A 24,167-nucleotide genomic window follows, 5' to 3' on the forward strand; every position below is an offset into this window, starting at 1 on the left:
GCGAAAGTAGCGGCAGTTAGAGGCTGTCTTAACTGGCGGCCTCTTTTTTCTTGTCAACCTTTGATACCCAGATTGCGCATTCTGCGGTAAAGGTGGCTGCGGTCAACTCCCATTATCTCAGCGGCTTTTGAAACAGAGCCGCCCGCCTCAGCGAGTTTCTGCCGGATGAAGTCACGCTGATACGATTCCGTAGCTTCTTTAAAGCTTGAAAAGTTATCAATGCCCGCGGGCCTCTCGGATTCAGTGGTCAATGCTCCGATGTCGCCGGCCGATACTTCCCTGTTTTCCTGAACAATCACGAGCCGCTCAACAAGATTACGAAGTTCTCGGACATTGCCCGGCCAGTAATGCTCGGCGAGACGTTCTATAGCTTCAGCAGAAAATTTCAGAGGTTTCTTACCGTAGTCACCTGAAAAGCGGTGATTGAAATGGTCAGTTAACAGTGGAATGTCCTCTTTTCGCTCACGCAGTGGAGGAACCTGGAACGGAATGACATTTAGCCGGTAAAAAAGGTCGGCCCGGAAATTTCCGTTTTCCAGCAAAACATCTAGCGGTTGATTCGTCGCGGAGATCACGCGAACATCCACTGTGACAGGCGTATTGCTGCCGACGGGGTCGAACCGCTGCTCCTCGAGAACACGCAGCATTTTTGCCTGAACACGCGCAGACATATCGCCGATCTCATCCAAAAAAAGAGTGCCGCCGTCGGCCACCTCGAACTTCCCTTTTTTCGCTTTTGAAGCACCAGAAAACGCCCCCTTCGCATGGCCGAAAAGCTCTGTTTCGACCAACTCTTCAGGTATCGCTGCGGAGTTAATTTCGACGAACGGAGCAGCGGCACGCGTTGACTGCGCGTGGATCGCTCTGGCGACAAGTTCTTTACCGGTGCCGCTTTCGCCCGAGATCAAAATGCGGCCGTCGGTTGGAGCAACAATAGAGATCTGTTTGCGCAAGGCACGCATAGCGACCGATTCGCCGACCATTATATACTGATCCGCTATTTCCTTGCGGAGCCGCTCGTTCGCTGCCTCAAGCTGCTGCTGTTTGATCGCATTCCTGACCGTTACGACAGTGCGTTCCAGGCTGAGCGGCTTTTCAATAAAATCAAAAGCGCCCAGTTTTGTGCTCCTGACAGCGGTCTCGATATTCCCGTGTCCTGAGATCATAACCACGGCTGCAGCGACGCTGTTCTTTTTGAGTTTTTCGAGGGTATCCAGCCCGTCGATGCCGTCGCCGAGCCAAATATCGAGCAGAATACAGGCAAAATCTTCCTCCTTGGTCGCCGCCAGGCAATCTTCCCCCGTCGCGACCGCTTTGACCGCGAAACCTTCGTCCTCGAGCACGCCGCGAAGGGTATCGCGAATTCCCGGCTCGTCATCAACAATAAGTATCGAACGCTTCATCTATACAATTTCCGCGATCGGCAATTCAATACTGAACTTAGCTCCCGATCCAGAATTCCCAACGGCATATATTCTACCGCGATGCTCGGAGATTATCCTTTGTACGATGGCGAGTCCCAATCCGGTTCCGCGGCCCTTTGTTGAAAAATACGGCTGAAACAACTTTTGCAGATCTGCGGGTTCGATGCCGTCGCCGTTATCCGAAACCTCCGCCATCACTATTTCACGAGCGGCGTCGTGCCGCGTCGCGATCGAGACGATCCTCTTTGCATCTCCGGGTGCTTCGATAGCGTTGTCGATCAGATTTACGAATACACGTTTCAATTGTTCAGCATCGAGTCGGACCGTCGGAAGTTCCGAGGTCAGGTCGAGAGAAATTGCCACTTCGTCGCCGCGTTCGCGGTAAAGTTCGCTTGCTGACCGAATTACGTCATTGATATCGCCCGCGGCCAGCTCGACCTCGGGTAGGCGTGCGAATCGCGAAAACTCGTCCACCATCGCCTTTAGCGACGAGACTTCCCTGAGTATGGTTCCCGTGCTTTCTTTAACGATGCTGCCGATCTGAGCGTCGCCATTGGGATCGGCGTCGAATCGCTTTGCGATACGTTCGGCGGAGAGCTGTATCGGCGTGAGCGGATTTTTGATCTCGTGAGCCATACGGCGGGCGACCTCCTGCCAGGCCGATGCACGCTGTGCAGAGATCAACTCGGTCAAGTCCTCCAAAACCAACACCACGCCGCCGCTGTCAGGCAAAGCCGTAGCGAGAAAGGCGATGGTCCGCTCTTGCGGGGTTGTGACGTGTATAGCATCGCCGATGCCGCCGATCACAGCCTGTCCCGAAGCTCGACCGGAACGCCTCGCACGCGCGATCAGCCGCGAAATGTCACCGCCGACCGCGTTAGCGTCTAGGTCTTGGATTGTGATCATGGCATTTTCATCCGAGAGCCCGAGGATGTTTCGCGCAGCGTCGTTCGCCGTGTTTACTTCGCCATCGGCAGTTATGGAAATAACGCCCGTCGGAAGGCTCTGGAGCAAGGTCTCGATATATTTGCGACGGCCTTCAAGTTCCGTTGAGCTTTCTTCAAGCCGCCCGGACATCGTATTGAACGCATCGACAAGTAATGCAAGCTCATCCTCAGCCTGAACCTCGACCTTGTAGCCAAGATTACCTTTGGATATCTCGTCGGCCCCCTCGGCGAGCGCCTTGATCGGCGTCGTTATACCACGCGCAATATAGAACGCGATCCACGACGACGCTGAGATCAGTAAAAATGTGAGTATCCCGAGCGTGAGCATGCCGATCCCGCGGATCGTCCGCTGCTGCTGACTCAGGCGTTCAAGCTCGGCTAGTGATGTCGCCGCGATTCCCGACGTGCCCGCCGTCCCGGTTCCCGATTCGACAGCGATCACTTTTCTGCCGCCGACCGTCGAAACGGCACCGATCGATCCGTCGTCGCTCCTTTGCAATGTACCGGACTTTTTCACCTCTTCGGCGAAATCGCGGAGCGTTTGGGCTCTCGTTTCATCCGCAATTGTAACTGCAACTGTCCTGCCGTCGGGTTCTATGACCTGCAAATGTTCGACGCCCGCAGCCGCAGCGATCTCGCGAAGGCCGCTTTCATTTGGAAGCTGCGTTACAGACCTCGCGACCACGCCCGCAAATACCCCAACACGCCGCTCGCGTTCGATCTCGGAGCTTTCCTCGATATCGCGTGCCTCGCGGATCACGTTTTGCGGAATTTGCGAGAACCATCGTTCCAGTGCGCGGTTCATGAATAGATACGAAAAAACCGCCATTGCAAAGATCGGCAACAGGCTGACCGCAAAGAAATACATCAACAGCCGCGTCTTTATCTGCGCGCCAAGCACGGACGAACGGCGTTCGCGTGCGAGCTTTACCAGATTTCGCAGCAGAATGAAAAGAAAAATGACGAACGCGATGAAGTTGACCGACGAAAGTATGTAGAGCAGGATCAGGTCGCTGGCAGTCTCGATCGAGAACGACTTCCAGAAATTACTTGACTGCAAGAAGACGAGAAATACCAGCGTGGAAACCGTCAAAATGCCGATCACCCACGAAGCCCGCCGCCTGCGTTTCACTGTTTCGGAAGTCGTCACCCACGGAAATTCTAACACAATCGCCGCCCGCCGTTTCGGTGGAATCGGCTCCAAACTGTTATTCTGTCAAATCGTAAAACTCGCGTATGAACCACCTATTCATCGACGCCAACGGCACACTCCGCAGCGGCTGGCGGGCGTTGTTCTTCCTGCTAGCTTTCGCGTTCGTCTCCGGCTTGAGTTACGCCGCGATGTTCGCGGTTTTCCTCTCGATCACTGGATTGGACGCCGTGGAGGCCACCGATCCGAAATATGAGGTTACGATGATCGCGGTCGGGTCAGCTGTTTCGCTTGCGGCCGCGTTGGGTGTCGGGTATTTGTGTGCAAGGCTGCTCGAAAAGCTGCCGTTTCGTTCGCTGGGAGCGTCGTTCTCCGCGGGATGGCTGCGGCATTTGTCGCTCGGCGTCGCGATCGGTGCTGCGACGCTCGTAATTGCGGCGTTGCCGGCGATGGTTTTCGGCGGTTTGAGGTTTGAATTCGCCGCGGATGTGGGCTTTCAGTCGTTACTTTATTCGCTTGCGACGGCGTTCGTAATATTCGCGGCGGCGGCGGCTTACGAAGAGGCGTTGTTCCGCGGCTATTTCCTGCAGACTCTCGCACGCGGCGGATATGCGTGGCTCGCGATCATTCTTACGTCGGTGTTCTTCGCAACGGTTCATCTCGGCAATCCGTCAGCCAGTGCGTTCTCCACCGCAAACACCGCGATCGCAGGGATTTGGTTCGGGATCGCATACATGAGGACTCGCGACCTTTGGTTCGTTTGGGGACTGCATTTGATGTGGAATTTCTTTCAGGGCTCGGTATTCGGGATCGAGGTGAGCGGCCTGACCGACCTATCGAAACCATCACTGCTCAACGAGATCGACGCCGGCCCCAACTGGCTGACGGGCGGCAGTTACGGCATCGAGGCCAGTATAGGATGCACGGCGGCGTTGCTGCTGTCTATCCTGATAATCCGAATGATGCCGGCCCTCGAGCCCAATCCAAAAATGCTCGCGATGACGAGCCCGGCGTCAGGCGATAGCGATCTTAAAGGAAATATCAACAGCGCGGGCTGAGTGCGTCAGCCGACCGACCGAGATCAGATCGACACCGGCCTCGGCATACGCCCGCACGTTCTGCAGGTCCATTCCGCCGGAGGCCTCGATGATAACCGCAGGATTCATATCGCGCGCCATTTTTGTAAGTTTAGCTGCCTCGTCCGGCGTTTGGTTGTCGAGCATTACGATCTCGGCACCCGCGGAGATCGCCTCGCGAAGCTGAGCCCAATTCGTCACCTCGACCTCGATCTTGTGTAGATGGCCGACCTTCGCTTTCGCGGCCGCAACGGCCTCATTGATGCCTCCTGCAAGAGCGATGTGGTTATCTTTAATTAGGACGCCGTCGTCGAGTCCCATACGATGATTTTTGCCGCCGCCGATAGTGACGGCGTATTTTTCAAGCATCCGCAGCCCCGGAGTGGTCTTTCGGGTATCGACGATCGCGGCGTTGGTGCCCTCGACCGCTTTGACGAACTGCCGTGTCAGCGTCGCGATACCCGACATGCGTTGAATCAAGTTCAGGGCGGTCCGCTCGCCGACCAACAGCACATCGGCAAAGCCTTTCAGTGTGGCGAAAACGGTCCCCGATGCGATCTCGTCGCCGTCAGCGAATGTCGATTCGATCTCGCTCGAATCAGGATCAAGGTGAAAAAACACGGCTTCCGCCACGTCCAGCCCGCAAAGTACGAGATCTTCTTTAGCTAAAAACCTGCCAAGTCCGCGCGTATCTTGCGGCACGGTGGAACTTGTCGTTATGTCGCCGCGGCCGATGTCCTCGGCCAAAAACTGTCCCACCGCGGACAATATCTCACTGCCTTCCAGCCAGTTCATAGGAACAATTCTACGTTACACGCTGAACGTGTCAATCGGCCCAATGATTTGCCTTTGACAACGCAAAGGGACAGGCGTATATTCCTCAAGGCTTTTCAAAAAATAAGGGAGAATAGAATGAAACGACGCATTAATCTTTTCGCGGCCTCCGCTATCGTGGCCGCGATGACCATCGCCTGTAGCTTCTCGACGGCAAACATGAGCAGCTTCAAGGCTTCCAAAGACAAAGAGGGCAAACAAGAGACGACGACCCTCAAGGCAGGTGAAACGCTTTACGCGAACGCCATAATATCGAATTCGCCCGGCAAGACGACGACAAAGATCTATCTGCAGGACGACAAAGGCAAAACGATGTCCGGCAGCGAGGTTTCCGTCGATCTGAGCGCCGACGGCAAGGCAAATTACTCTCTACCGCTTCCGATGTCCTTTCCGGGCGGCAAATACAAGCTCATCGCCGACATGCTGGACGATAAAGGCGAGAAAAAGGACAGTAAATCGGTCGATCTGACCATCGAGGCAGCACCGGCAGCACCCAAAACGGCTGACGATTCCGGCGATGACGCAGCCGACGATAAAGGCGGCGACAGCGACAAAAAGGACGACAACTAAAAACTGACCCCTGCTAACTCAGTGAAGCAAGGTTCACATTGAGCGTCTCGATCTGTCCGGCTAGTTCTGCGGAACGTTCTCTGAGTGCCTCGACCTTTTCGGCCGGGGCTCTCGTTACGAAGTTTTCGTTAGTAAGCTGGGCGTCGAGACGCGTTTTTTCTTCGGAAAGCTTGGCGATCGCGTTGGCGAGGCGTTCCCGCTCCTTGTCAAAGTCGATAAGCCCTTCGAGCGGCACCGCCAGCGACGCGTTTGCGGTCAAAACCGCTTTCGCCGAGGCTTTCGGCACGTCTAGGGCGTCCGAGATCACAAGCGTTTCTGCTCTTGCAAGCCGCAATATCTGCGGTTGGTTCTCGCGAAACACACGCTGCAGGTCCGAATTCGCCGCCAAATGCACCGCGAAACGCACGGACGGGCTGATATTCATCTCGGCACGTATGTTTCGGGCCTTTTTGATCGCGTCGATAACAGCCGACATCTCAAATTCGGCCGTCTCGTCTATCAGCGACGCGTCGCCACGCGGAAAATCCGCCAGCATTATCGTCTTGTCAGAACCGCCTGCGGTAGCGGGCGGTTGAACGCTTTCGCTATTCTGCGCTAAACCACCCGCTACGGCAGGTGGTACTGACCTATACGCCGCGTGATGCATCTCGGCTGACGTTCCGGGCAGCTTTTGCCACAATTCCTCCGTCAGATACGGCATGAACGGATGCAGCATCCGCAAAGCCGTCTCAAGCACGTTCAGAGTTACGCCGGAACTGTCGGAACCACCTGCCGTAGCCGGTGGTTGAACGTTTTCGCTATCCTGCGTTAAACCGCCCGCTACCGCAGGCGGTTCTGACTTGGTCAGTTCAATATACCAATCGCAGAAATCGTCCCAAAAGAAGTGATACAGCAGCGAAACCGCGGTGTGAAACTCGTACTTTTCCAAAGCCTTATTCAGTTCCAACGCCGTGCGGTTCAGCCGCGAAATGATCCAGCGATCTGCAAGCGGAGCCGCCGGGGCGCAGGCTGCCAGCCTGCTTTCATCAGCTTGCAGGCTGGCAACCTGCGGTCCGACGTTCATAAGCGAGAAACGCGTCGCGTTCCAGATCTTGTTCGCGAAGTTACGATATGTTTCGATCAGCAGATCATTCCACTTGATGTCGGCTCCGGTCGCGATGGACGCGAGGTAGATACGCGTCGCATCCACGCCAAATTTATCAAACATCTCGATCGGATCGACGCCGTTCTTTCGCGATTTCGACATCGGCTTGCCGTCCTTGCCGAGCACCGTGCCCGTGATCACGCAATCTTTGAACGCCGTCTGCCCCGTGAACTTCTTCGTCAGCATCATCATCCGCGAGACCCACAGAAAGATAATGTCGCGGCCGGTAACCAATACGTCTGTCGGCAAAAACGTCTCGAGGTCAGAACCACCTGCGGTAGCGGGTGGTTGAACATTGGGGGTTTCTCGCATTGAACCACCCGCTACCGCAGGTGGTTCTGACGGGCCGGTCCAGCCAAACGTCGAGAACGCCCAAAGCCCTGACGAAAACCACGTATCCAGCACGTCGCTGTCCTGCACGAGTTCCCTGCCGCCGGCCTTTTCGCGAGCTTCCTCCTCGCTGTGAGCGACGTAAACGTTGCCGTCGCTGTCGTACCAAGCCGGTATTTGATGTCCCCACCAAAGCTGCCGAGAGATCGTCCAATCTTTCAAATTTTCGAGCCACGTCGTATAAACCTTGGCGTGCGGGACCTCCGGCACGAACCGCGGCACGCCCTCACGATTGATCAGATCCAGGCCGATGTCGCGGAGTTCGTCCATTTTGACGAACCATTGCTCCGACAAGATCGGCTCGACAACGGTCTTGCAGCGTTCGCAAACAGGCAGCGTGATCTCGTAGTCCTCGATCTTTTCGAGCAGGCCGAGTTCGTCGAACATCGCAACGACCTTTTCGCGAGCCTTAAAGCGGTCCAGACCTTCAAACTCCGCACCGGCGGCTTCGTTCATCGTGCCGTCCATGTTCATCACGAGAAGCTGTTCCAGGCCGTGACGTTCACCGACAAGATAATCATTCGGGTCGTGCGCCGGCGTGATCTTTACGGCACCCGTACCGAATTCCGCATCAACGTATTCGTCCGCGATGATAGGAATTTCCCTGTTCGTGAGCGGCAAAGCGATGAACTTTCCTATTAGATCTTTGTAACGCTCATCGCCCGGATTGACAGCGACCGCAGTATCGCCGAGCATCGTCTCGGGCCGCGTCGTCGCGACGACGATAAAGTCGGAACCGCCTGCAGTAGCGGGTGGTTGAATGTTTTCGCTTTCCTGGGTCAAACCGCCGGCTACCACCGGCGGTTCCGACACAGGATACTTTAGGTAATACAGCTTGCCGTCTTTCTTGGTCTCTTCTTTAACTTCGAGGTCGGAGAGGACCGTCTTGTCCTTCGGGCACCAGTTCACAATCCGCAGCCCGCGATAGATCTGGCCTTCTTCGTAAAGCGTAACGAAAACGCTCCTAACAGCCGCAGACAGTCCCGGATCCATTGTGAAGCGATGCCGTGTCCAATCTACGGACGCTCCTTCGCGGCGCATTTGCTCGATGATGGTATTGCCGTATTCTTCCTTCCACGCCCAGCACCGTTTCAGGAACTCCTCTCGGCCTATATCGAGGGGCGACTTGTTCTCTTCGGCACGCAGTTGCTCGACGACCTTTCGCTGAACCGATATCCCCGCGTGATCGGTCCCCGGCAGCCAAAGCGTGCGATAGCCCTGCATACGCTTCCAACGCGCCAGCACGTCCATGATCGTATGCTGTAGAGCGTGGCCCATATGCAGCGAGCCGGTCACGTTCGGCGGCGGAATAACGATCGAATAAGCTTCCGCTTCCGCGTCCTCGTTTATCTCGGGCCGGAAACAGCCCAGTTGCTCCCAACGTTCATAGTGCCGGGATTCGGCCTCTTTCGGGTCGTATGCTTTCGCAAGTTCCATAATCAAATGCGGAAGCCCGCACACACGGAGAGCATATCTTTCCGTCCGCTATATGCCCTTACTGTGAGCGGGCTTCTGCACACTACCTATTCTTTTATTTCCTGCTCCAGAGCCTCTCGCATCAGCCTTTCCGCAACCCGAGGCACCTCTTCGAGGGCAACATCGCGAACGACCGAGTCACTAAGCTTCGCCAACACACGTTCAACGATCCTATCGATCATCTCTTCAGTTACGTCAACGGCAGGCGGAGGCGGAATATCGGCAGTCGCCGGCTCGTCAAAGAGCCCTATGCTCTCGGACGGCTCTTCCTCAACCTTATTTAAATTCTCCTCAACTTCCGCCGATTCAGCTTCGATCGCAGGCAGATCGATATCGATATTTTCGGTTGGGTGCGAGATCTCGATCGTCTCGCTAAATTCTGCGTGGAGATCGTCACCCTGCTCGGGTTCGTCAAATATCTCGTCATCTACGATACGTTCGAACGGGCTTGCAGCGGCGGCTGACGGAGTTTCCTTTTCAATCAGTTCATCATCGTCCGGCTCGGCTTCATTGGGCGGCAGCATATCGCCGAGGAAAACCTCTTCGACCCGCGTCGTCTCGACCAGACTGCTTTCGTATAGCGACTCGATATCGTCCAGTTCACTGCGGGCCTCGGACGCACTATCGGAGATGTTAAACGAAACGGTCTCGGAGTTCCCGTCGCGATCAAGGAGTTCGCGGATCTTTGAAATGACTTCGCGAATAGGGTTAAATGGCTTCATCAAAAAGCCGTCCGCCCCTACTCGCTCCGCCTCGGCCTGATCGAACGGCTCAAACGCTCCCACCATCAATAGAACAGGAATGTGATTGGTCGCTTCATCCTGTTTTATCATCTCGCAGATCTGATAGCCGCTCGTTCCTGTGAGTCCAACGTCTGCAAGAACGATGTCCGGCTGTTCGCGAACGAAAGCCTCCATTGCCGTCTGCCCGTCAATGGCGGTAGACACATCCATTCCGGCGTCACCAAATGCAAGTTCAGCGACCTTTCGCATGGTCACAGAATCATCTGCTAAAAGTATCTTTGGTCGTTCGGTCATCGGGGTCAGGTGCTCATGCCTAAGAATGGCTATTCTAACAGAAAGCGTGGACGGATTGGGAATTCAGGAGGATCGTTGAGCAGAAAGTTCAAGGGCAAGCCGGATCGCGGATCGCATACTCGACGGATCAGCGACACCTTTACCTGCGATATCATAAGCGGTGCCGTGATCGACCGAAGTTCGAATTATCGGCAGCCCAAGTGTCACGTTGACTCCCTCGCCGAAACCGATGGATTTGACGGGAATGGTTGCCTGGTCGTGATAAAGCGCTATAACCGCGTCGAATTCGCCCCGAAAACACCGCAAAAAGATAGTGTCAGGCGAATATGGCCCTGTAACTTCAATACTCTCGCCGCGGCAATGGTCAACGGCTGGGATGATCTCGTCCGCCTCCTCGCTGCCGAACATTCCATTTTCAGATGCATGCGGATTCAGGCCGGCAACTGCAAGCTTTATTCGCCGACCCAACATAGCTTCAAGCTGCACTGCCGAGAAAGTGATCAGGTCAATGAGATTGTCTTTAGTGACCTGCTGGATCGCTCTGGTCAGCGGCAGGTGTGTCGACAGCAGAACGACACGCAGTTTTCCCGCAAAAAAGCTCATCGCCACACGCGGCGTGTTCGTAAGGTGTGCGATGAATTCTGTATGTCCGGGAAAATCCACGCCCGCCAAAGCCAGCGAACGCTTGCTGATCGGCGCCGTCGCAACTGCAGCGAATTCACCTGAAAGGCATCCTGAGACCGAACGCACTATGTATTCGGATGCCGCCCTTCCGGTAACAGCCGAATCGGCACCGTGACTGAACGGTTCACCGAGATTCTTCAGGTCAAGGACGCGAATACAAGCGTCCGATCGCCTTTCCGAGATATCAGCGACCTCGGCCTCCACGCCAAGTTTCGCCCCGAGTGATCGGAGATGCTCGATATCCCCGACCACTACCGCTACCTCTGCAAGAGCAGGTTCTGCCGCCAGTGCTTTCAGCACAACTTCGGGACCGATGCCCGCAGCATCACCCATCGTGATCGCGATGGGTGATGCCGCTGAATGATTGGACATTACGTTAAATTAATCTGCCTGTCGGCGAAGGAAAGTAGGGACCTCTATATTCTCCGGGGTTGCCATTGCCGGAGCAGGCGATACGGCAGTCGGAGGCGGAACAGGCATTTTCACCTGTGGTGCTTCTGGTGCGGACGGCTTCGCGGCGGCAGCTGAATCAAATCCCGTTGCGATGACCGTTATTCGGACCTCATCGCCCATTTCCTCGTCGATCACGCTGCCCAAAATGATGTCGGCATGGTCATCGGCTTCAGCCTCGATGATCCCTATGGCATCTTCGACCTCCGTCAAAACCATGCTTGAGCTGCCCGTAATGTTGATCAGTGCCGCCTTTGCACCTTTGATAGAATTCTCTTCCAGCAGCTTACTGTCGAGAGCGGTGCGCATCGCATTTGATGCAGCATCCTCTCCTTTCGCCGAGCCGACCCCCATCAATGCCACGCCTTTGCCCCGCATCACTGTTTTTACGTCTGCAAAATCGAGGTTGATCAATCCCGGACGAGTTATAAGTTCAGTGATACCCTTAACCGCTTGAAGCAATACATCATCCGCACGGCGAAAAGCCTCGACGATAGTTATATCTTTCTCAACACTGCTTAGATTCGAGTTCGGTATTGTGATAAGCGTATCTACGCAGCCGCGAAGATCAGCGAGGCCTTCTTCTGCCTGTGTCTGCCGTTTCTTGCCCTCGACCTTGAAAGGTTTGGTAACGACCGCCACGGTAAGAATGTCGAGTTCCATGGCCAACGACGCAACGACCGGTGCCGCACCGGTTCCCGTGCCGCCGCCAAGACCTGCGGTCACAAAAACCATGTCGGCCCCGTCGAGAAGTTCGAACAACTTTTCATGATCCTCGAGTGCAGCGTTACGCCCGACCACCGGATCTGAACCGGCTCCGAGTCCTCTCGTTGAAGTTGTACCAAGCTGAAGCTTGATCGGAGCTTTTGAAGCGTCTAGTGCCTGGACGTCGGTATTTGCGACGATGAACTCAACATTTTTAATGCCGGACTCGATCATGCGATTCACGACATTCCCGCCGCCGCCGCCGACGCCGATCACCTTGATGCGTGCTCCGGTGACAGGCGGTTCGTCAATGAACATTTTGATGCCGTTCGGCTTGGTTTGAAGGTCGTCTAGTTCTATGAAACTGGCCATTTTATTATAAGGACACGAAAAAGACCGTGTTTTTGAAGTTCTTGCCTGAATAACAAGATATTGTGTTGACGGAATGGAAGCATACAACGATTAGCGTGGAAAATCCAGCCGACAAATAACGCTTAGCTAACTTTTTCGCGAAAATCTTCCGATCCATTCCACTATTCGCCCGACAGAGAATCTGCCGCCGGAGCCGCCTTCCCGCTGCTGGGCACGCATAGACCAATATGCAAGCCCGCAAGCAACCGACCACTGCGGATGCCGCACCTCATTCAGCAGCCCGTCAAATCGTGAAGGATCCGGCGTCCCGACACGTGTAGGCGCATCAAACACCTGCTCGGCGATCTCAGCAATGCCGCGGATCGCCGCTCCGCCGCCCGTCAAAAAGACACCGGCCGAGAAACGAGAACCCGTCTCTCTGGCCGCCTTTGACACATGCTGCAGTAATTCAACTGCGCGCGGCTGGAGAATGTCGGTCAAGATCTCCTTGGAAAGCGTTCGTATCTCGTCACGCCCAAATGGCACGATCTCAATGATGTCCTGACGCTCTTCCGGAGTTAACAAGTACGACGCTGCACAGCCGAATTGATGCTTGATCTTGTTGGCTTCGGGAATCGAAACTCGCAGACCGGTCGCAATGTCTTTCGTGAAAAGCATACTGCCGAAAGGAAAAACCGCCGTGTGCTGCACCGCACCGCGGCCGAAGATCATCATACTCGTGACCTCTGAACCCATATTGACTACCGCGCAGCCATATTCCTTGTCGTCGTCCGTCAGGACCGCGGTCGCGGCCGCAAGCGGTTCCAGAACAAGATCCTCTACCTCAATGCCGGCCTTGGTGACCGCTTTTGTCAAATTTTGCTTACCGGCGCTTGGGCTTGAGACCACATGCACCAAAGCTTCGAGACGCGAACCCTGCATCCCGACGGGTTCTGTAATGCCGTCCTGGCCGTCTATGATGAATTCCTGCGGCAAACGGCTGACTATTTCCCAGCCCGGCGTCAGCGGCATCGCACTGGCCGAATCTATCGCACGTTCAACGTCGTCCATCGTGATCTCTTTGTCCTGTCCCGCTACCGCGACAACCCCGTTCTTGTTCTCGCCCTGCAGATGCTCGCCGGACAGGTTTACCGTTGCCGAGGACACCTCGATGCCGCAACGCTTCTCAGCATCGATGACAGCCTTCCCTACGGCGTCAACTACGGATTCGGCAGAGGTGATGACGCCGCGGCGCAGCCCTTTTGATTCGGCGTCGCCCATTCCGACGATCGCCATCCGACCGTCTTCGGCGGCTTCGCCGATCACACAGCGAACCCGGCTCGTCCCGATGTCTAAACCGACCGAATGGATCTCATTGCTCATTTATTAAAACTCCAAAAATTGAATGACCGGCGACACGCCTGCCGCATCAATAGAACGCACCCTGTCCTCCTTGCCGCTGATCGCGTCAAGAGCAGTTTTCAGCCCTTTGCCGATATTGTCGCGAGCGAGGGTCACTGCGATCGGCCGTTCGCCGTCCTTCACTGAGACTACGGGAACTCGCGGATTTGAAAGATCCGCGGCTGCAACGCTGTTCTCTATTCCGAACTGTTTCAATTCGTCGAAAACCTTTTTAAACATTTTCAGACGAGCCAAATTTTCCGTGTGGGCTATTTCAGTTTTCGCTTCGTCCCAGCCCTTCATGTAAAACGGAAAAGCGTTCTCGCCGGCTCCGGCTTTCGCTAAGAAGGCACCTTCACTATCAACGAGAAAGTCACCGGCTGCCGTACGAACGACCGCGATCGGAATGCGTTCTTCCAGAACGACCTTTATGCCTGACGGCAGCGAAGCCGATACCGATGCTGTGCGTACGAAGGGAAATTTCTCGATCTTCTGCTTCATCGATGCATAATCGGCATTCCAAACGCCCGTGCTTTCCGCTTCGGCAAAAACCACTCGGCGAATGTCTTCAACGCCGGTACGGTCATTGCCCGCGACGTAAACATTCTCAAGCCTGAAAAAGTCAGATCGCGTCGCGGACTGATATCCCATCACACCCAAATAGCCAATGCCTATCAACAAAAAGACCGATAATATCGACGGGATCACATATTTGGCTGTGGCGGCGCCCACGGATACATTCTTGGCTGTCCGCTTACGGGTCGGTTTACGGCGTTTTACGACCGTGCTTTTTGCAGTTGTTTTTCGTTTTCGCGTGGCCATACCTTTATCTATTTCGATCGGAGTCTTGCTAAAATTTCGTCCGCCAATTTTGTCACGCTGCCTGCCCCGAGAGTTATGACAAGGTCGTTCGGCTGCAGAATGTCTGCCACAGTTGCCGCAGCCGTTTCAATGCCGCCGATATATGTGATGCTCTTGTGGCCGTAGCGGCGGATGTTCTCAGCAAGATTTTCTGCTGTGATTCCTTCTATCGGCTGTTCGCTTGCAGGATAGATATCGAGCAGCAGAACGACGTCAGCATTGTTGAACGCAACTACAAAATCGTCCATCAGATCCCGCGTGCGTGAATAGCGATGCGGCTGAAATACGACGACCGTTCGGCGGCCTGCCGATCCCTTTTTTGCAGCTTCGAGCGTAGCCACGATCTCGGTCGGATGATGACCGTAATCGTCCACAACGAGAATTCCATTGACCTCGCCCTTGACCTGAAAACGGCGGTTCGCGTTCTTGAAATGCGAGAAGGCCGCAGAGATCTGATCGAACGGCACCTCAAGCTCCATCGCAACCGCCGTCGCAGCTAAGGCATTGTAAACATTGTGCTTACCCGGCACGGGCAGATCGATCTTTCCCAACAACGTGTCGCCTTTCACCACATCGAAACCGCAGCCAAAATCGCCCGTGTATTCGATATTCCTCGCTGACACATCTGCCTGTGCGGTCAGCCCGTACGTAATGCGACGGCGTTTGATGTTCGGGATCAGAGCTTGAATATTCGCATCGTCCAAACAAATGACCGCGGCACCATAGAACGGCACCTTGTTTACGAAATCGGTGAAACACTGAATGACGTCGTCCATATCCTTGTACGATTCCATGTGTTCCTTGTCGATATTGGTAACAACGGCGATGGTCGGATAAAGCATCAAGAACGACCGGTCGCTTTCATCGGCCTCGGTGACGAACCATTCGCTTTCGCCAAGCCTGGCGTTTGAACCGAGAGTATCGACAACGCCTCCAACGATGGTCGTCGGATCAACGCCGGCGTGTCCTAATATCGTGGCGATCATCGACGTGGTTGAGGTCTTGCCGTGCGTTCCGGAAACCGCGATCGAATACGGCTTCAGCGTCATCAATTCCGCAAGCATCTCTGCACGCGGTATAACGGGAAGCCCAAGTTCCCTCGCTCGGACCATCTCCGGATTATCTTTCTTGATAGCAGATGAGTACACCACGACCTCAGCATCTGCCACGTTCTCGGCGGAATGCCCTTCGTAGATCTTCACGCCGAGACTCTCAAGCCGTTCGGTATTTTTTGAGCGATTTGCGTCAGATCCGCGAACCTCGAAGTCGAGATTAGCCAGCACCTCGGCTATACCGCTCATACCGATGCCGCCTATGCCGATAAAATGAATTTTCGTAACGTGTCGAAACATAAAAAAAACTAATTCTTCCCGTCGGCTGCCAATTCCTCTATCATATTAACTGTTGCGTCCGCGGCATCTGCCCGAGCCAAAACGCGAGCGGCGGCGCCCATCTTGCCGAGGGTCTCAGGATCGCGGGCAAGAGAGACGATCTCGTCGGCGATCCGTTCGGGCGTTAATTCGGTATGAATGACCATTCTCGCCGCTCCCTTCTGAACAAGCGCCTCTGCATTTTTCCTTTGGTGATCATCGGCGGCCCCCGGAAATGGGATCATAACCGCCGGTTTTCCCGACGCACATACTTCGGCACAGGTCGTCGCACCCGAACGGCAAATTATCAGGTCAGCCTTATCGAAAGCGGCCACCATCTCTGAAATGTACGGCCGAACATCAGCATCGTCCCAACCTTCCGCAGTATATGCGTTACGCACGGCCTCAAATTGAGCCTCGCCTGTTTGATGTGTGAATGAGAGCTTTCCCTTTTCCTCAGCGAACAATGGCAAGGCTGCGATCACCGCGTCATTGATCGCCCGAGCTCCCTGCGAGCCGCCAAAGATCAAAACCTCGACTCTTTCATCCGGCGGACGCGTCGGGATATCAAAGAACTCTTTCCTCACGGGATTCCCCGTGACTACCGCTTTTGCGCCGAAAGACGGTACCGCGGCATCGAATGTCAAAGCAGCTTTATCTACGAAACGTGCTAGCTGGCGATTCGTAAATCCCGGCAAAGCGTTCGAGTCCATGACAAGCGTGGGTTTCCCCATAAAATGTGCGACGAGTAAAACGGGACCGGAAACGTATCCGCCTGCACCTACGACAACGTCGGGTTTGAATTCCCGGATCAGCGTCCTAGCTTCCCAAAAACTTCGGGGCAGCAAAGCGGCTCCCTTCAGCTTTTTTAACAGACTGACGTTTTTGAGTCCCGCACTGTGAATTAACGCCAGCTGAAATCCATTCTCAGGAACAATTCTCGTTTCAAGCCCCCTTGCGGTACCGACGAACAATATCTCTGTATCGGCATTACGCTCTTTTAGGACGTTAGCCACTGCAATGCCGGGATAAATGTGGCCTCCTGTCCCGCCCGCGGCGATAAGGATGCGCAATTGAGGCGATTCACGCATATTTTCGCCTCCTTTTTGCCGAGGTCCGCGTACGCGTATCGGCGAATACTTCTGATTCCGCATGCCGGGCGACGCTCAAAAGAATGCCGATACCGACCAGAGTCACCAAAACTGACGAACCTCCGTATGAGATGAAAGGCAATGGGATTCCCTTTGCCGGCAGTATCGAAGTGACCACGCTGATGTTGAACAATGCCTGTACGATTATGCCCGTAATGATGCCTATGCTCAGCAGCATCCCGAACCTGTCAGGAGCCAGCACTGCTGCTCGGGCCCCGCGCCACAGCAGTACGCCGAACGCCAGGACCACTCCCATCGTTCCTATAAGGCCAAACTCTTCGCCGACGACCGAAAAGATAAAATCCGAGTATGGATAAGGCAAATAGAACAGCTTTTGATGCCCCTTTGCATAGCCTTCGCCAAAGATACCGCCCGAGCCGATCGCATATAGTGACTGAACAACCTGATATCCCTCTTTACTCGCGTATTGATGCGGATCAAGAAATGCCATCATTCTTGCGACCCGCCAAGGCGCCAGCAGGATCGCACCGACACCTATCGCCCCCAAAACAGCAACAACGCTTGCAATATGCAGTATTCGCGCCCCGGCAGCAAAATAAACGGCGCAAAATATCGCGCAGAGGACTATGGTCGTTCCCAGGTCTTTTTCCATGAAGACGAGCCCGCCAAGGAGCGCCAATATCAGCAGGCTCGGGATGACGCCTTTTGTGATGCTGCCAACCTCGTCCTCGCGCCGGGCGAGCCAATATGCGAGCGCCACCGCAAGAGCGATCTTCGCAAGTTCCGAAGGCTGGAATGAAAAGCCGGAAAACCGAATCCACCGCTTCGCCCCGTTTATTTCCGGAAACCAGAAAACCGCTATCAACAAGATCGTAGTGACCAAAATGATGGCGATAACGACCCACGTTTTCCTTAAGTGACGGTAATCCATTCGGCTGATGCCGAACATCGCCGCAAGACCTGCGACCGTAAACATGAGCTGTTTGAAAAAATACGTGAACTGGCTGCCGCTGTCAGTTTCCTTTAGGGCAAACATCGCAGACGCGCTGTAGACCATCATCACGCCGAACAAGGCGAGTCCCGTCGCTACGGCGAACATGATCCAATCATATTTTTTCTCAGCTGCAGCCATATTGATATTACGCTTCTGCTTTCTGCGATGCGGCCATGTCAGCAACTGACCGTTTGAAAGCCTCACCCCGTTGCTCAAAGCTGCAGAACATGTCAAAACTCGCACATGCGGGAGCCAGAAGAACTCGGTCCCCGCGGCCCGCCAGCTCAAATCCGGTCCTAACGGCATCTGCCATTGACGCCGCCCGCGTGATCGGTGCAATACCTGTCAGCTGTTTCTCGATGTTGTCCGCATCCTCTCCGATCAGGACCAAATGTGAGACCGACGCTTCGATCAACGGGATCAACGGCGAGTACGGAGCGTTCTTGCCGCGTCCGCCCAAAATGAGTACGGTTTTGCTTTCTTGATCCGCGAGGGCTTCAAGGGCTTTCGTCGTAGCATCAACCGATGTTGCCTTGGAGTCGTTGTAAAACTTGATCCCGGAAACCTCTGCGACAAATTCGATGCGGTGTTCTACTCCTTTGAAGTTTCTGACGGCTTCAGCGATCTTTTCGATCTCAGCACCGCAAGCAATACCGGCCGCAAACGCAGCGAGCACATTTTCTACATTGTGAAGGCCCGGAAGAAAGATGTCGTTACGTGTGGTCAGCCGCGTCTCCGTACCGCCGGACCGGTATATCAATTCCTGGCCCCGCAGAAAACAGCCCTCATCCAATTCGCGTTTCACGCTGAAAAGCAGCGTTCGAGACCGCAGTCCTTTCGCCCATTCTGCAGTTATCTCGTTGTCAGCGTTCAATATCGCCGTGTCATGCTCAGTTTGATTCATGAACAGGCGATGTTTTGCCGCCGCATAATCGAAAAACGAATCATATCTGTCCAAATGATTGGGGGTTACATTCAGGCAAATTGCGACATCGGGGCGCAAGTCTCGGATCGTCTCAAGTTGAAAACTAGATAGTTCAACAACGCTCCAACCGTCATCGACTGAGCCTTCGACCAATGAGATCATCGCGTTGCCGATATTGCCGCCAACCTGTGTTTCAAATCCCGCTGTCTTGAGTATCTCCCCTATCAGGGCGGTTGTGGTGGTCTTTCCGTTCGAACCGGTGATGCCGACCATGCGGCCTTTAAGGAAACGGTACGCAAGTTCTACTTCGCCGATCACCTCACCGTCTTTACGGTCAACATATCGTGCGGGAATGGTGTTCGTCGGCACGCCCGGTGAGATCACAACCAGATCGATCTGATCCAGCAGCCACGAAGGCAGGTCGCCGGCGATCAAACCGATGTTGTGTGAGCCCTTCAGAGATCGGGCTAGATCGCTCCATTCCTCGACCGGCTTTCGATCATACAGTGCGACGGTCGCACCTCTTTCGGCCAGAAAACGCGCAGAGGCTACACCGGACCTGCCGGCTCCCAAAACGAGCGATTTCTTTCCGAGTACTTCCATCTTTTACAAAGCTTTAACGCAGCTTTAGTGTGGTCAGGCTCAACAGTGCAAATAGGATAGCCCCGATGACGAAACGAAAAACGATCTTTGATTCGTCCCATCCCAGAACCTCGAAATGATGATGCAGCGGCGTCATTTTGAATATTCGCCGCCCCGGCTGACCGCCGCGCTTCGTCAGCTTAAAGAACGAGACCTGCAGCATGACCGACAACGCCTCCAGTACAAATATCCCGCCGACGAACGGAAGAAGTAATTCCTGCTTCGTCAATACCGCGACAGTCCCCAGAGCTCCGCCGATCGCAAGCGATCCAGTGTCTCCCATAAAGACCTCTGCCGGAGGCGCATTAAACCATAAGAAGCCCAGGCTTGCCCCTGCCATCGCACCGCAAAATACGGTCAATTCGGCCGCCGCCGGATTGTGCGTGATATCAAGGCGTTCTGCCCATCTCGCATCACTGGCAACGTAGGTGAGTCCCGTTAAAGCGGCCATCGCAATGAAAGTCGTGCTTGCGGCGAGTCCGTCGAGCCCGTCCGTCAGGTTTACCGCATTCGACGAACCGACCACAATGAACATCATGAAAAACAGATAAATAATCGGTCCGACATATGTGATGCCGTCTATATCGGCGGTGGCCTTAAAGAACGGTATGCTTAGGTTCCATGGATAACTTCCCCACGCCCAAAGTATCGCCCACACCAGAAGAACGACCGTGATCTGTCCCGCAAATTTCTGCTTTCCTGTGAGCCCGAGGCTGCGCTTTTTTACGATCTTGATGTAATCATCGCCAAATCCGATGAGAGCGAACAGAATTGTCGCACCCAAAGCGATCCACATATATAGACTGTCGGCTCGCGCCCATAGAACGGTCGCAAAGATCACCGAACCGATCATCAGGGTGCCGCCCATCGTCGGTGTTCCATGCTTTTTTTGGTGGGATTCAGGCCCTTCCTGGCGAATTTCCTGGCCGTACTTCAGCTCCTTCAGCTTTGCGATGACCTTGTTACCGAACAACAGCGAGATGAGCATGGCAGTTATCGCTGCCATCGCGGTTCGGAATGTCACATATTGAAATACATTCAGGCCTTTGAAGAACCAGGACTCGCTGAACTGCCCATACTGGCGGAAAAGGATCTGATATAGGAAATAATAGAGCATCGCAATCTATGCCGACCCGGCAGCCTACTTCCCACGTAACGTGAATCTCTCCAACAACTTGTCTATGACGATCTCTGTCCTCACGCCCCTTGAGCCTTTAACCAAAACGACGTCACCCGGGCGGACCTGATCTGCCAACAGTTCGCCCGCCAATGCAGAATCCTCGCAAAATCGGGCGTCAATAACGCCAGCCTCTATCGCACCGGATACAAGCGACCTCGCCATTCCGCGAACGCCGAGCAGCATATCGATCGACTCGGCGCCCAATTTTCGCCCCGTTTCAGTATGTATGTTTTCGGTATCCGGCCCCAACTCGAGCATTTCGCCCGCTACTACGATCTTTCGCGAATCAGCCGGGCTTCCGCTGATAAGAGTTCTCACCATCGAAAGCAACGCATCCGGATTGGAATTGTACGAATCATTCACGATCGTGAAACCCTCCTTGAAGTGCATCAAAACCCCTCTCTGAGGCGGTGCTTCAACCGTCGATAGTGCCCTCGCAATTGCGTCGATTTCCATCCCGGCCGCATACGCCGCAGCCGATGCCGCCAAAGCGTTCATTATATTGTGCGTCCCGTCCAGCGGAAATTCGACCGAACGCTTTTCACCGCGAATATTCACATCAAAGGTTGTACTGCCGAAGCCTGAGACAATAATATTCTCTGCTGAGACATCAGCGGTCCCACGCATTCCGTAAGTAATGACACTGCCCTTGCTGAACGCTGCCATATCCGCGACACGGAAATCATCTGCATTCAGGACCGCCGTTCCGCCGTCTTTCATGCCTTGGACGATCTCAGCTTTTGCCTGTGCGATCCGCTCTATGCTCCCCAAATGCTCTCTGTGAACCGGCAGAACGTTGAGGACGACTGCGATGTCCGGCGGCGTGATCCGGCAAAGGCGCTCGATCTCGTGCAGCGGCGTGGACATGCCCATTTCGAGCACGGCGATGTCGTACGAGTAATCGGCGACGAGATTCAATACCGTCAGCGGATGCCCGAGGCCGTTGTTGTAGTTCTTGATATTGCGAAGAACCTTATTACCGCCGAAATCAAGCAGGTGCGCCGTCAACTCCTTTGCCGTTGTCTTTCCCGCACTTCCGGTGATAGCTACCACCTTTCGTCCCCAGTCAAGATAGACCCTGTGTGCCAAACGCTGCAAAGCGGCGATCGAATCATCGACAAAGATCAAACGGCTCTCAAACTTTGACAGTTCGTCCCGATATTCCTCAAATCGGTCCCGCCGAACGACCGCAGCGACGGCTCCGCGTTCAAAGGCCGCAGTGACATAAACTGTCGAGTCCTCGAATTCGCCATTGAACCCGTTCTGTCTGTATTCAGGCTGCGAAAGTGCGAAAAACACGCTGTTCGGCCCCGATTCGCGAGAATCAATAACGAACGAACCCACTTCGCTGTCAAGCAAAGTGGGGTCGATGCCCGCCGGCGGCGAGCCGATGTATTCAATGACGCGACTAAGTTTCAATTTCCCTCAAATACGGTATCTTTCTGAAATGAAATGGAACCGCCCCGTCATAGGCAGTTAGTTTCTCGACCACCCTCGGGCGTCCGTCTCCGGGCTTATCTTTTGACTTCGGAGCCTGAACTTCCTTTGGCTTTTCTAAACTCTTTTTAGGCTCCGCCTTTTTTGTCTTCTCACCTTTATCAACTGACGAGGAAACGGCCGGCACCTTTTTCTCAGGTGCAGGTTCCGTCTTTGTAACCGGCTGCGGAGGCACCGCACTTTTCGGCTGGTCCTCGCGAACTCCCAACTGCTCGAGCAAATACTGCGTCACGTCGCGAAAAATAGGTGCCGCGACCTGGCCGCCGTCACGTCCGCCATTTCGGGGCTCATCTATTACCACCGCGACCACGACCTCCGGATCATCCGCCGGAGCCATTCCGATGAAGGACGAGATGTACTTGCTTGAATCTACGGACTTGGTCTCAGGATTGAACTTCCAGGCAGTACCGGTCTTACCTGCGACCGAATATCCGTCAAGTTTCGCGCGTTTGCCCGTCCCGGAAATGACCACCTTTTTGAGCAATTCGCGCATCGCGGCTGCCGTTTCTGCCGAGACAACACGCACCTGCTCCGGAGCCTTTTTTGAAGGCGGTTCGGTATTCGTAGTTCGAACTTCTTTGACGATATTGGGGCTCACTCTGACGCCGTTGTTGCCTATGGTCGCAAAAGAAACGGCCATTTGCAACGCGGTTACTCCCATCTCATAACCTATCGCCTGTGAGGCAAGCGAATCGCCGCTCCACCGCTCCGGTGAGCGAATTATACCCGAAACTTCGCCCGGCAGTTCAATACCCGTTTTTGAGCCGAATCCCATCTTTCGGGTCATTGAATGAAAGTCTTCCTTGCCGACCGAGAGGGCTGTCTTTATCGCGCACACATTGCTTGATTTGGCCATCGCGTCGACCGCCGGGATGGGCCCGCCGCCGTGCTTGTCCTTAAATGTACGCCCGCCTACGGTAACAGTGCCGTTGCCTGCATCGATACTCGAATCCGCGCTCAAAAGCCCTTTATCTACAGCAGACGCATACGTTACGAGCTTGAAAACCGACCCAGGAGAATACACTGACTGAACCGAGTTGTTCAGCACGAATTTTGAATTGGCCTCGGTAACAGTATTGGGATCAAAATTTGGATAATTTGCGAGGGCAAGCACCTCTCCGGTTTTCGGTTTTATCGCAATCAGCATGCCTGACCGGGCACCTGAATCTACAACGCCTCTTTCGAGAGCCTGTTCCGCGAAGTATTGGAAATTCGCGTCGATCGTCAAGACAACATCGCCGGGGTGGCCTTCTTTTTCAACATCCTCTTCTCTGATCACCCTGCCGAGCCTGTCGCGGACCTGCACCTTTTCTACTATCGAGCTTCTCAAGACCTTATCCAGCGACTGTTCGATACCGGCTTTGCCTGAATCTGACGAATCGCTGAATCCGATCGTCTGCGAGGCAAGTGTTTGGTAGGGATAGCTGCGGCGCTGGTCCTCGCGCCAATGAAGTCCCTTGAAACTGGGAAGATCAGGCTTTCGAGCCTCTGCACGATCTAACTCTCGATTCACCCTTGTCACGACTTCGTCGTCGAGCTTTTTGGCAAGTGGAACAAACTTTTTGCCGCCTTCCTTTCCCTTTCTTAGAGCATCGGAAAGCTGTTTGACATCTATCTTAAGAGCCTTCGCAACTGCGGCGGCCGTGCCTCCCACGTCCTCTACCTCGGTTGCGTCCGCATACAGCGTCCTGGCACGAACGCTCATCGCCAGGGTCCGGCCATTTCGGTCAAGGATCGACCCGCGCATTAGCTTCGTTTGTTTTATATCCTGCCGAATATCGAGAGCTTTTTCGCGCAGCCATCCGGATTGGGTCACTTGCAGATGGACGAGCCTTGCAGAAACGCCGAGCATCCAGATCACCATCACTGCGACAATGATCATGAACCGTGTGAAGGCCTGATGCCGCCGGTCAAGTTTTGCACTCTTTTTTCGCCGCATCTGCTCCT

General features: G+C 54.5%; 18 protein-coding genes. 2 read left to right on the top strand and 16 right to left on the bottom strand.

What is annotated here, in order from left to right; all coding sequences use genetic code 11:
- Positions 1-53 precede the first annotated feature (53 nt).
- Positions 54-1,403: a sigma-54-dependent Fis family transcriptional regulator gene (locus IPM50_02025; protein QQS33382.1), complete on the bottom strand. Its 1,350-nt coding sequence runs from the start codon at positions 1,401-1,403 to the stop codon at positions 54-56.
- On the bottom strand, positions 1,404-3,539 hold the full coding sequence (locus IPM50_02030; protein QQS33383.1) for a HAMP domain-containing protein: 2,136 nt from the start codon (positions 3,537-3,539) through the stop codon (positions 1,404-1,406).
- A gap of 68 nt (positions 3,540-3,607) precedes the next feature.
- On the opposite strand from IPM50_02030, the gene IPM50_02035 reads away from it, so the two are divergent.
- On the top strand, positions 3,608-4,579 hold the full coding sequence (locus IPM50_02035; protein ID QQS33384.1) for a CPBP family intramembrane metalloprotease: 972 nt from the start codon (positions 3,608-3,610) through the stop codon (positions 4,577-4,579).
- On the opposite strand, the gene nadC is transcribed toward IPM50_02035, so the two are convergent.
- Positions 4,535-5,392, bottom strand: coding sequence for a carboxylating nicotinate-nucleotide diphosphorylase (gene nadC / locus IPM50_02040; protein ID QQS33385.1), 858 nt, complete (start codon positions 5,390-5,392; stop codon positions 4,535-4,537). The two genes, IPM50_02035 and nadC, sit on opposite strands and share 45 nt — an antisense overlap.
- A 117-nt stretch (positions 5,393-5,509) precedes the next feature.
- Here nadC and IPM50_02045 point away from each other — a divergent pair, with 117 nt between their 5' ends.
- Positions 5,510-6,001 (top strand): hypothetical protein, encoded by a 492-nt coding sequence (locus IPM50_02045; protein QQS33386.1) that lies wholly within the window; start codon positions 5,510-5,512, stop codon positions 5,999-6,001.
- A 13-nt stretch (positions 6,002-6,014) separates the two neighbouring features.
- Here IPM50_02045 and IPM50_02050 read toward each other — a convergent pair whose 3' ends face one another.
- The 13 genes from IPM50_02050 to IPM50_02110 all read right to left on the bottom strand — a co-directional run bounded on the left by IPM50_02050 (position 6,015) and on the right by IPM50_02110 (position 24,159).
- The gene (locus IPM50_02050; protein ID QQS33387.1) at positions 6,015-8,972 is read right to left on the bottom strand and encodes a valine--tRNA ligase; all 2,958 of its coding nucleotides are present in this window, start codon (positions 8,970-8,972) and stop codon (positions 6,015-6,017) included.
- An 86-nt stretch (positions 8,973-9,058) separates the two neighbouring features.
- Positions 9,059-10,048, bottom strand: coding sequence for a response regulator (locus IPM50_02055; GenBank protein QQS33388.1), 990 nt, complete (start codon positions 10,046-10,048; stop codon positions 9,059-9,061).
- 63 nt (positions 10,049-10,111) lie between these two features.
- Positions 10,112-11,104, bottom strand: a complete 993-nt coding sequence (gene pdxA, locus IPM50_02060) for a 4-hydroxythreonine-4-phosphate dehydrogenase PdxA (protein QQS33389.1) — start codon at positions 11,102-11,104, stop codon at positions 10,112-10,114.
- 9 nt (positions 11,105-11,113) lie between these two features.
- Positions 11,114-12,205, bottom strand: a complete 1,092-nt coding sequence (gene ftsZ, locus IPM50_02065; protein ID QQS34436.1) for a cell division protein FtsZ — start codon at positions 12,203-12,205, stop codon at positions 11,114-11,116.
- 180 nt (positions 12,206-12,385) lie between these two features.
- Positions 12,386-13,621, bottom strand: a complete 1,236-nt coding sequence (ftsA, locus tag IPM50_02070) for a cell division protein FtsA (GenBank protein QQS33390.1) — start codon at positions 13,619-13,621, stop codon at positions 12,386-12,388.
- Positions 13,622-13,624: 3 nt separating this feature from the next.
- Complete coding sequence (locus tag IPM50_02075; protein ID QQS33391.1) at positions 13,625-14,461, bottom strand: FtsQ-type POTRA domain-containing protein; 837 nt, start codon at positions 14,459-14,461, stop codon at positions 13,625-13,627.
- A gap of 8 nt (positions 14,462-14,469) precedes the next feature.
- Positions 14,470-15,852 carry a UDP-N-acetylmuramate--L-alanine ligase gene (locus IPM50_02080; protein ID QQS33392.1) on the bottom strand — a complete coding sequence of 461 codons (1,383 nt, stop codon included), beginning with the start codon at positions 15,850-15,852 and terminating at the stop codon, positions 14,470-14,472.
- An 8-nt stretch (positions 15,853-15,860) separates the two neighbouring features.
- A complete protein-coding gene (murG, locus tag IPM50_02085) occupies positions 15,861-16,961 on the bottom strand; it encodes an undecaprenyldiphospho-muramoylpentapeptide beta-N-acetylglucosaminyltransferase (protein QQS33393.1) in 1,101 nt (366 codons plus the stop codon).
- Positions 16,954-18,114: a putative lipid II flippase FtsW gene (gene ftsW, locus IPM50_02090; protein ID QQS33394.1), complete on the bottom strand. Its 1,161-nt coding sequence runs from the start codon at positions 18,112-18,114 to the stop codon at positions 16,954-16,956. The genes murG and ftsW overlap by 8 nt, the downstream gene beginning before the upstream one ends.
- Before the next feature lie 7 nt (positions 18,115-18,121).
- Complete coding sequence (gene murD, locus IPM50_02095; GenBank protein QQS33395.1) at positions 18,122-19,504, bottom strand: UDP-N-acetylmuramoyl-L-alanine--D-glutamate ligase; 1,383 nt, start codon at positions 19,502-19,504, stop codon at positions 18,122-18,124.
- A 13-nt stretch (positions 19,505-19,517) separates the two neighbouring features.
- A complete protein-coding gene (locus IPM50_02100; protein ID QQS33396.1) occupies positions 19,518-20,660 on the bottom strand; it encodes a phospho-N-acetylmuramoyl-pentapeptide-transferase in 1,143 nt (380 codons plus the stop codon).
- Between the two features lie 24 nt (positions 20,661-20,684).
- A complete protein-coding gene (locus tag IPM50_02105; protein ID QQS33397.1) occupies positions 20,685-22,142 on the bottom strand; it encodes a UDP-N-acetylmuramoyl-tripeptide--D-alanyl-D-alanine ligase in 1,458 nt (485 codons plus the stop codon).
- Positions 22,132-24,159, bottom strand: a complete 2,028-nt coding sequence (locus tag IPM50_02110; protein QQS33398.1) for a penicillin-binding protein 2 — start codon at positions 24,157-24,159, stop codon at positions 22,132-22,134. The genes IPM50_02105 and IPM50_02110 overlap by 11 nt, the downstream gene beginning before the upstream one ends.
- Between the last annotated feature and the right edge of the window lie 8 nt (positions 24,160-24,167).

Source organism: Acidobacteriota bacterium, from assembly GCA_016700075.1.
Lineage (GTDB): Bacteria > Acidobacteriota > Blastocatellia > Pyrinomonadales > Pyrinomonadaceae > OLB17.

What these genes read in the sequence shown, in the direction of transcription:
- nadC (QQS33385.1), bottom strand. Translation starts at nt 5,392, where the DNA reads ATGAACTGGCTGGAAGGCAGTGAGATATTGTCCGCGGTGGGACAGTTT.
- murD (QQS33395.1), bottom strand. Translation starts at nt 19,504, where the DNA reads ATGGAAGTACTCGGAAAGAAATCGCTCGTTTTGGGAGCCGGCAGGTCC.
- IPM50_02050 (QQS33387.1), bottom strand. Translation starts at nt 8,972, where the DNA reads ATGGAACTTGCGAAAGCATACGACCCGAAAGAGGCCGAATCCCGGCAC.
- ftsZ (QQS34436.1), bottom strand. Translation starts at nt 12,205, where the DNA reads ATGTTCATTGACGAACCGCCTGTCACCGGAGCACGCATCAAGGTGATC.
- IPM50_02075 (QQS33391.1), bottom strand. Translation starts at nt 14,461, where the DNA reads ATGGCCACGCGAAAACGAAAAACAACTGCAAAAAGCACGGTCGTAAAA.
- IPM50_02045 (QQS33386.1), top strand. Translation starts at nt 5,510, where the DNA reads ATGAAACGACGCATTAATCTTTTCGCGGCCTCCGCTATCGTGGCCGCG.
- ftsA (QQS33390.1), bottom strand. Translation starts at nt 13,621, where the DNA reads ATGAGCAATGAGATCCATTCGGTCGGTTTAGACATCGGGACGAGCCGG.
- IPM50_02035 (QQS33384.1), top strand. Translation starts at nt 3,608, where the DNA reads ATGAACCACCTATTCATCGACGCCAACGGCACACTCCGCAGCGGCTGG.
- IPM50_02100 (QQS33396.1), bottom strand. Translation starts at nt 20,660, where the DNA reads ATGCTCTATTATTTCCTATATCAGATCCTTTTCCGCCAGTATGGGCAG.
- IPM50_02055 (QQS33388.1), bottom strand. Translation starts at nt 10,048, where the DNA reads ATGACCGAACGACCAAAGATACTTTTAGCAGATGATTCTGTGACCATG.
- IPM50_02025 (QQS33382.1), bottom strand. Translation starts at nt 1,403, where the DNA reads ATGAAGCGTTCGATACTTATTGTTGATGACGAGCCGGGAATTCGCGAT.
- ftsW (QQS33394.1), bottom strand. Translation starts at nt 18,114, where the DNA reads ATGGCTGCAGCTGAGAAAAAATATGATTGGATCATGTTCGCCGTAGCG.
- pdxA (QQS33389.1), bottom strand. Translation starts at nt 11,104, where the DNA reads ATGTCCAATCATTCAGCGGCATCACCCATCGCGATCACGATGGGTGAT.
- IPM50_02080 (QQS33392.1), bottom strand. Translation starts at nt 15,852, where the DNA reads ATGTTTCGACACGTTACGAAAATTCATTTTATCGGCATAGGCGGCATC.
- IPM50_02110 (QQS33398.1), bottom strand. Translation starts at nt 24,159, where the DNA reads ATGCGGCGAAAAAAGAGTGCAAAACTTGACCGGCGGCATCAGGCCTTC.
- murG (QQS33393.1), bottom strand. Translation starts at nt 16,961, where the DNA reads ATGCGTGAATCGCCTCAATTGCGCATCCTTATCGCCGCGGGCGGGACA.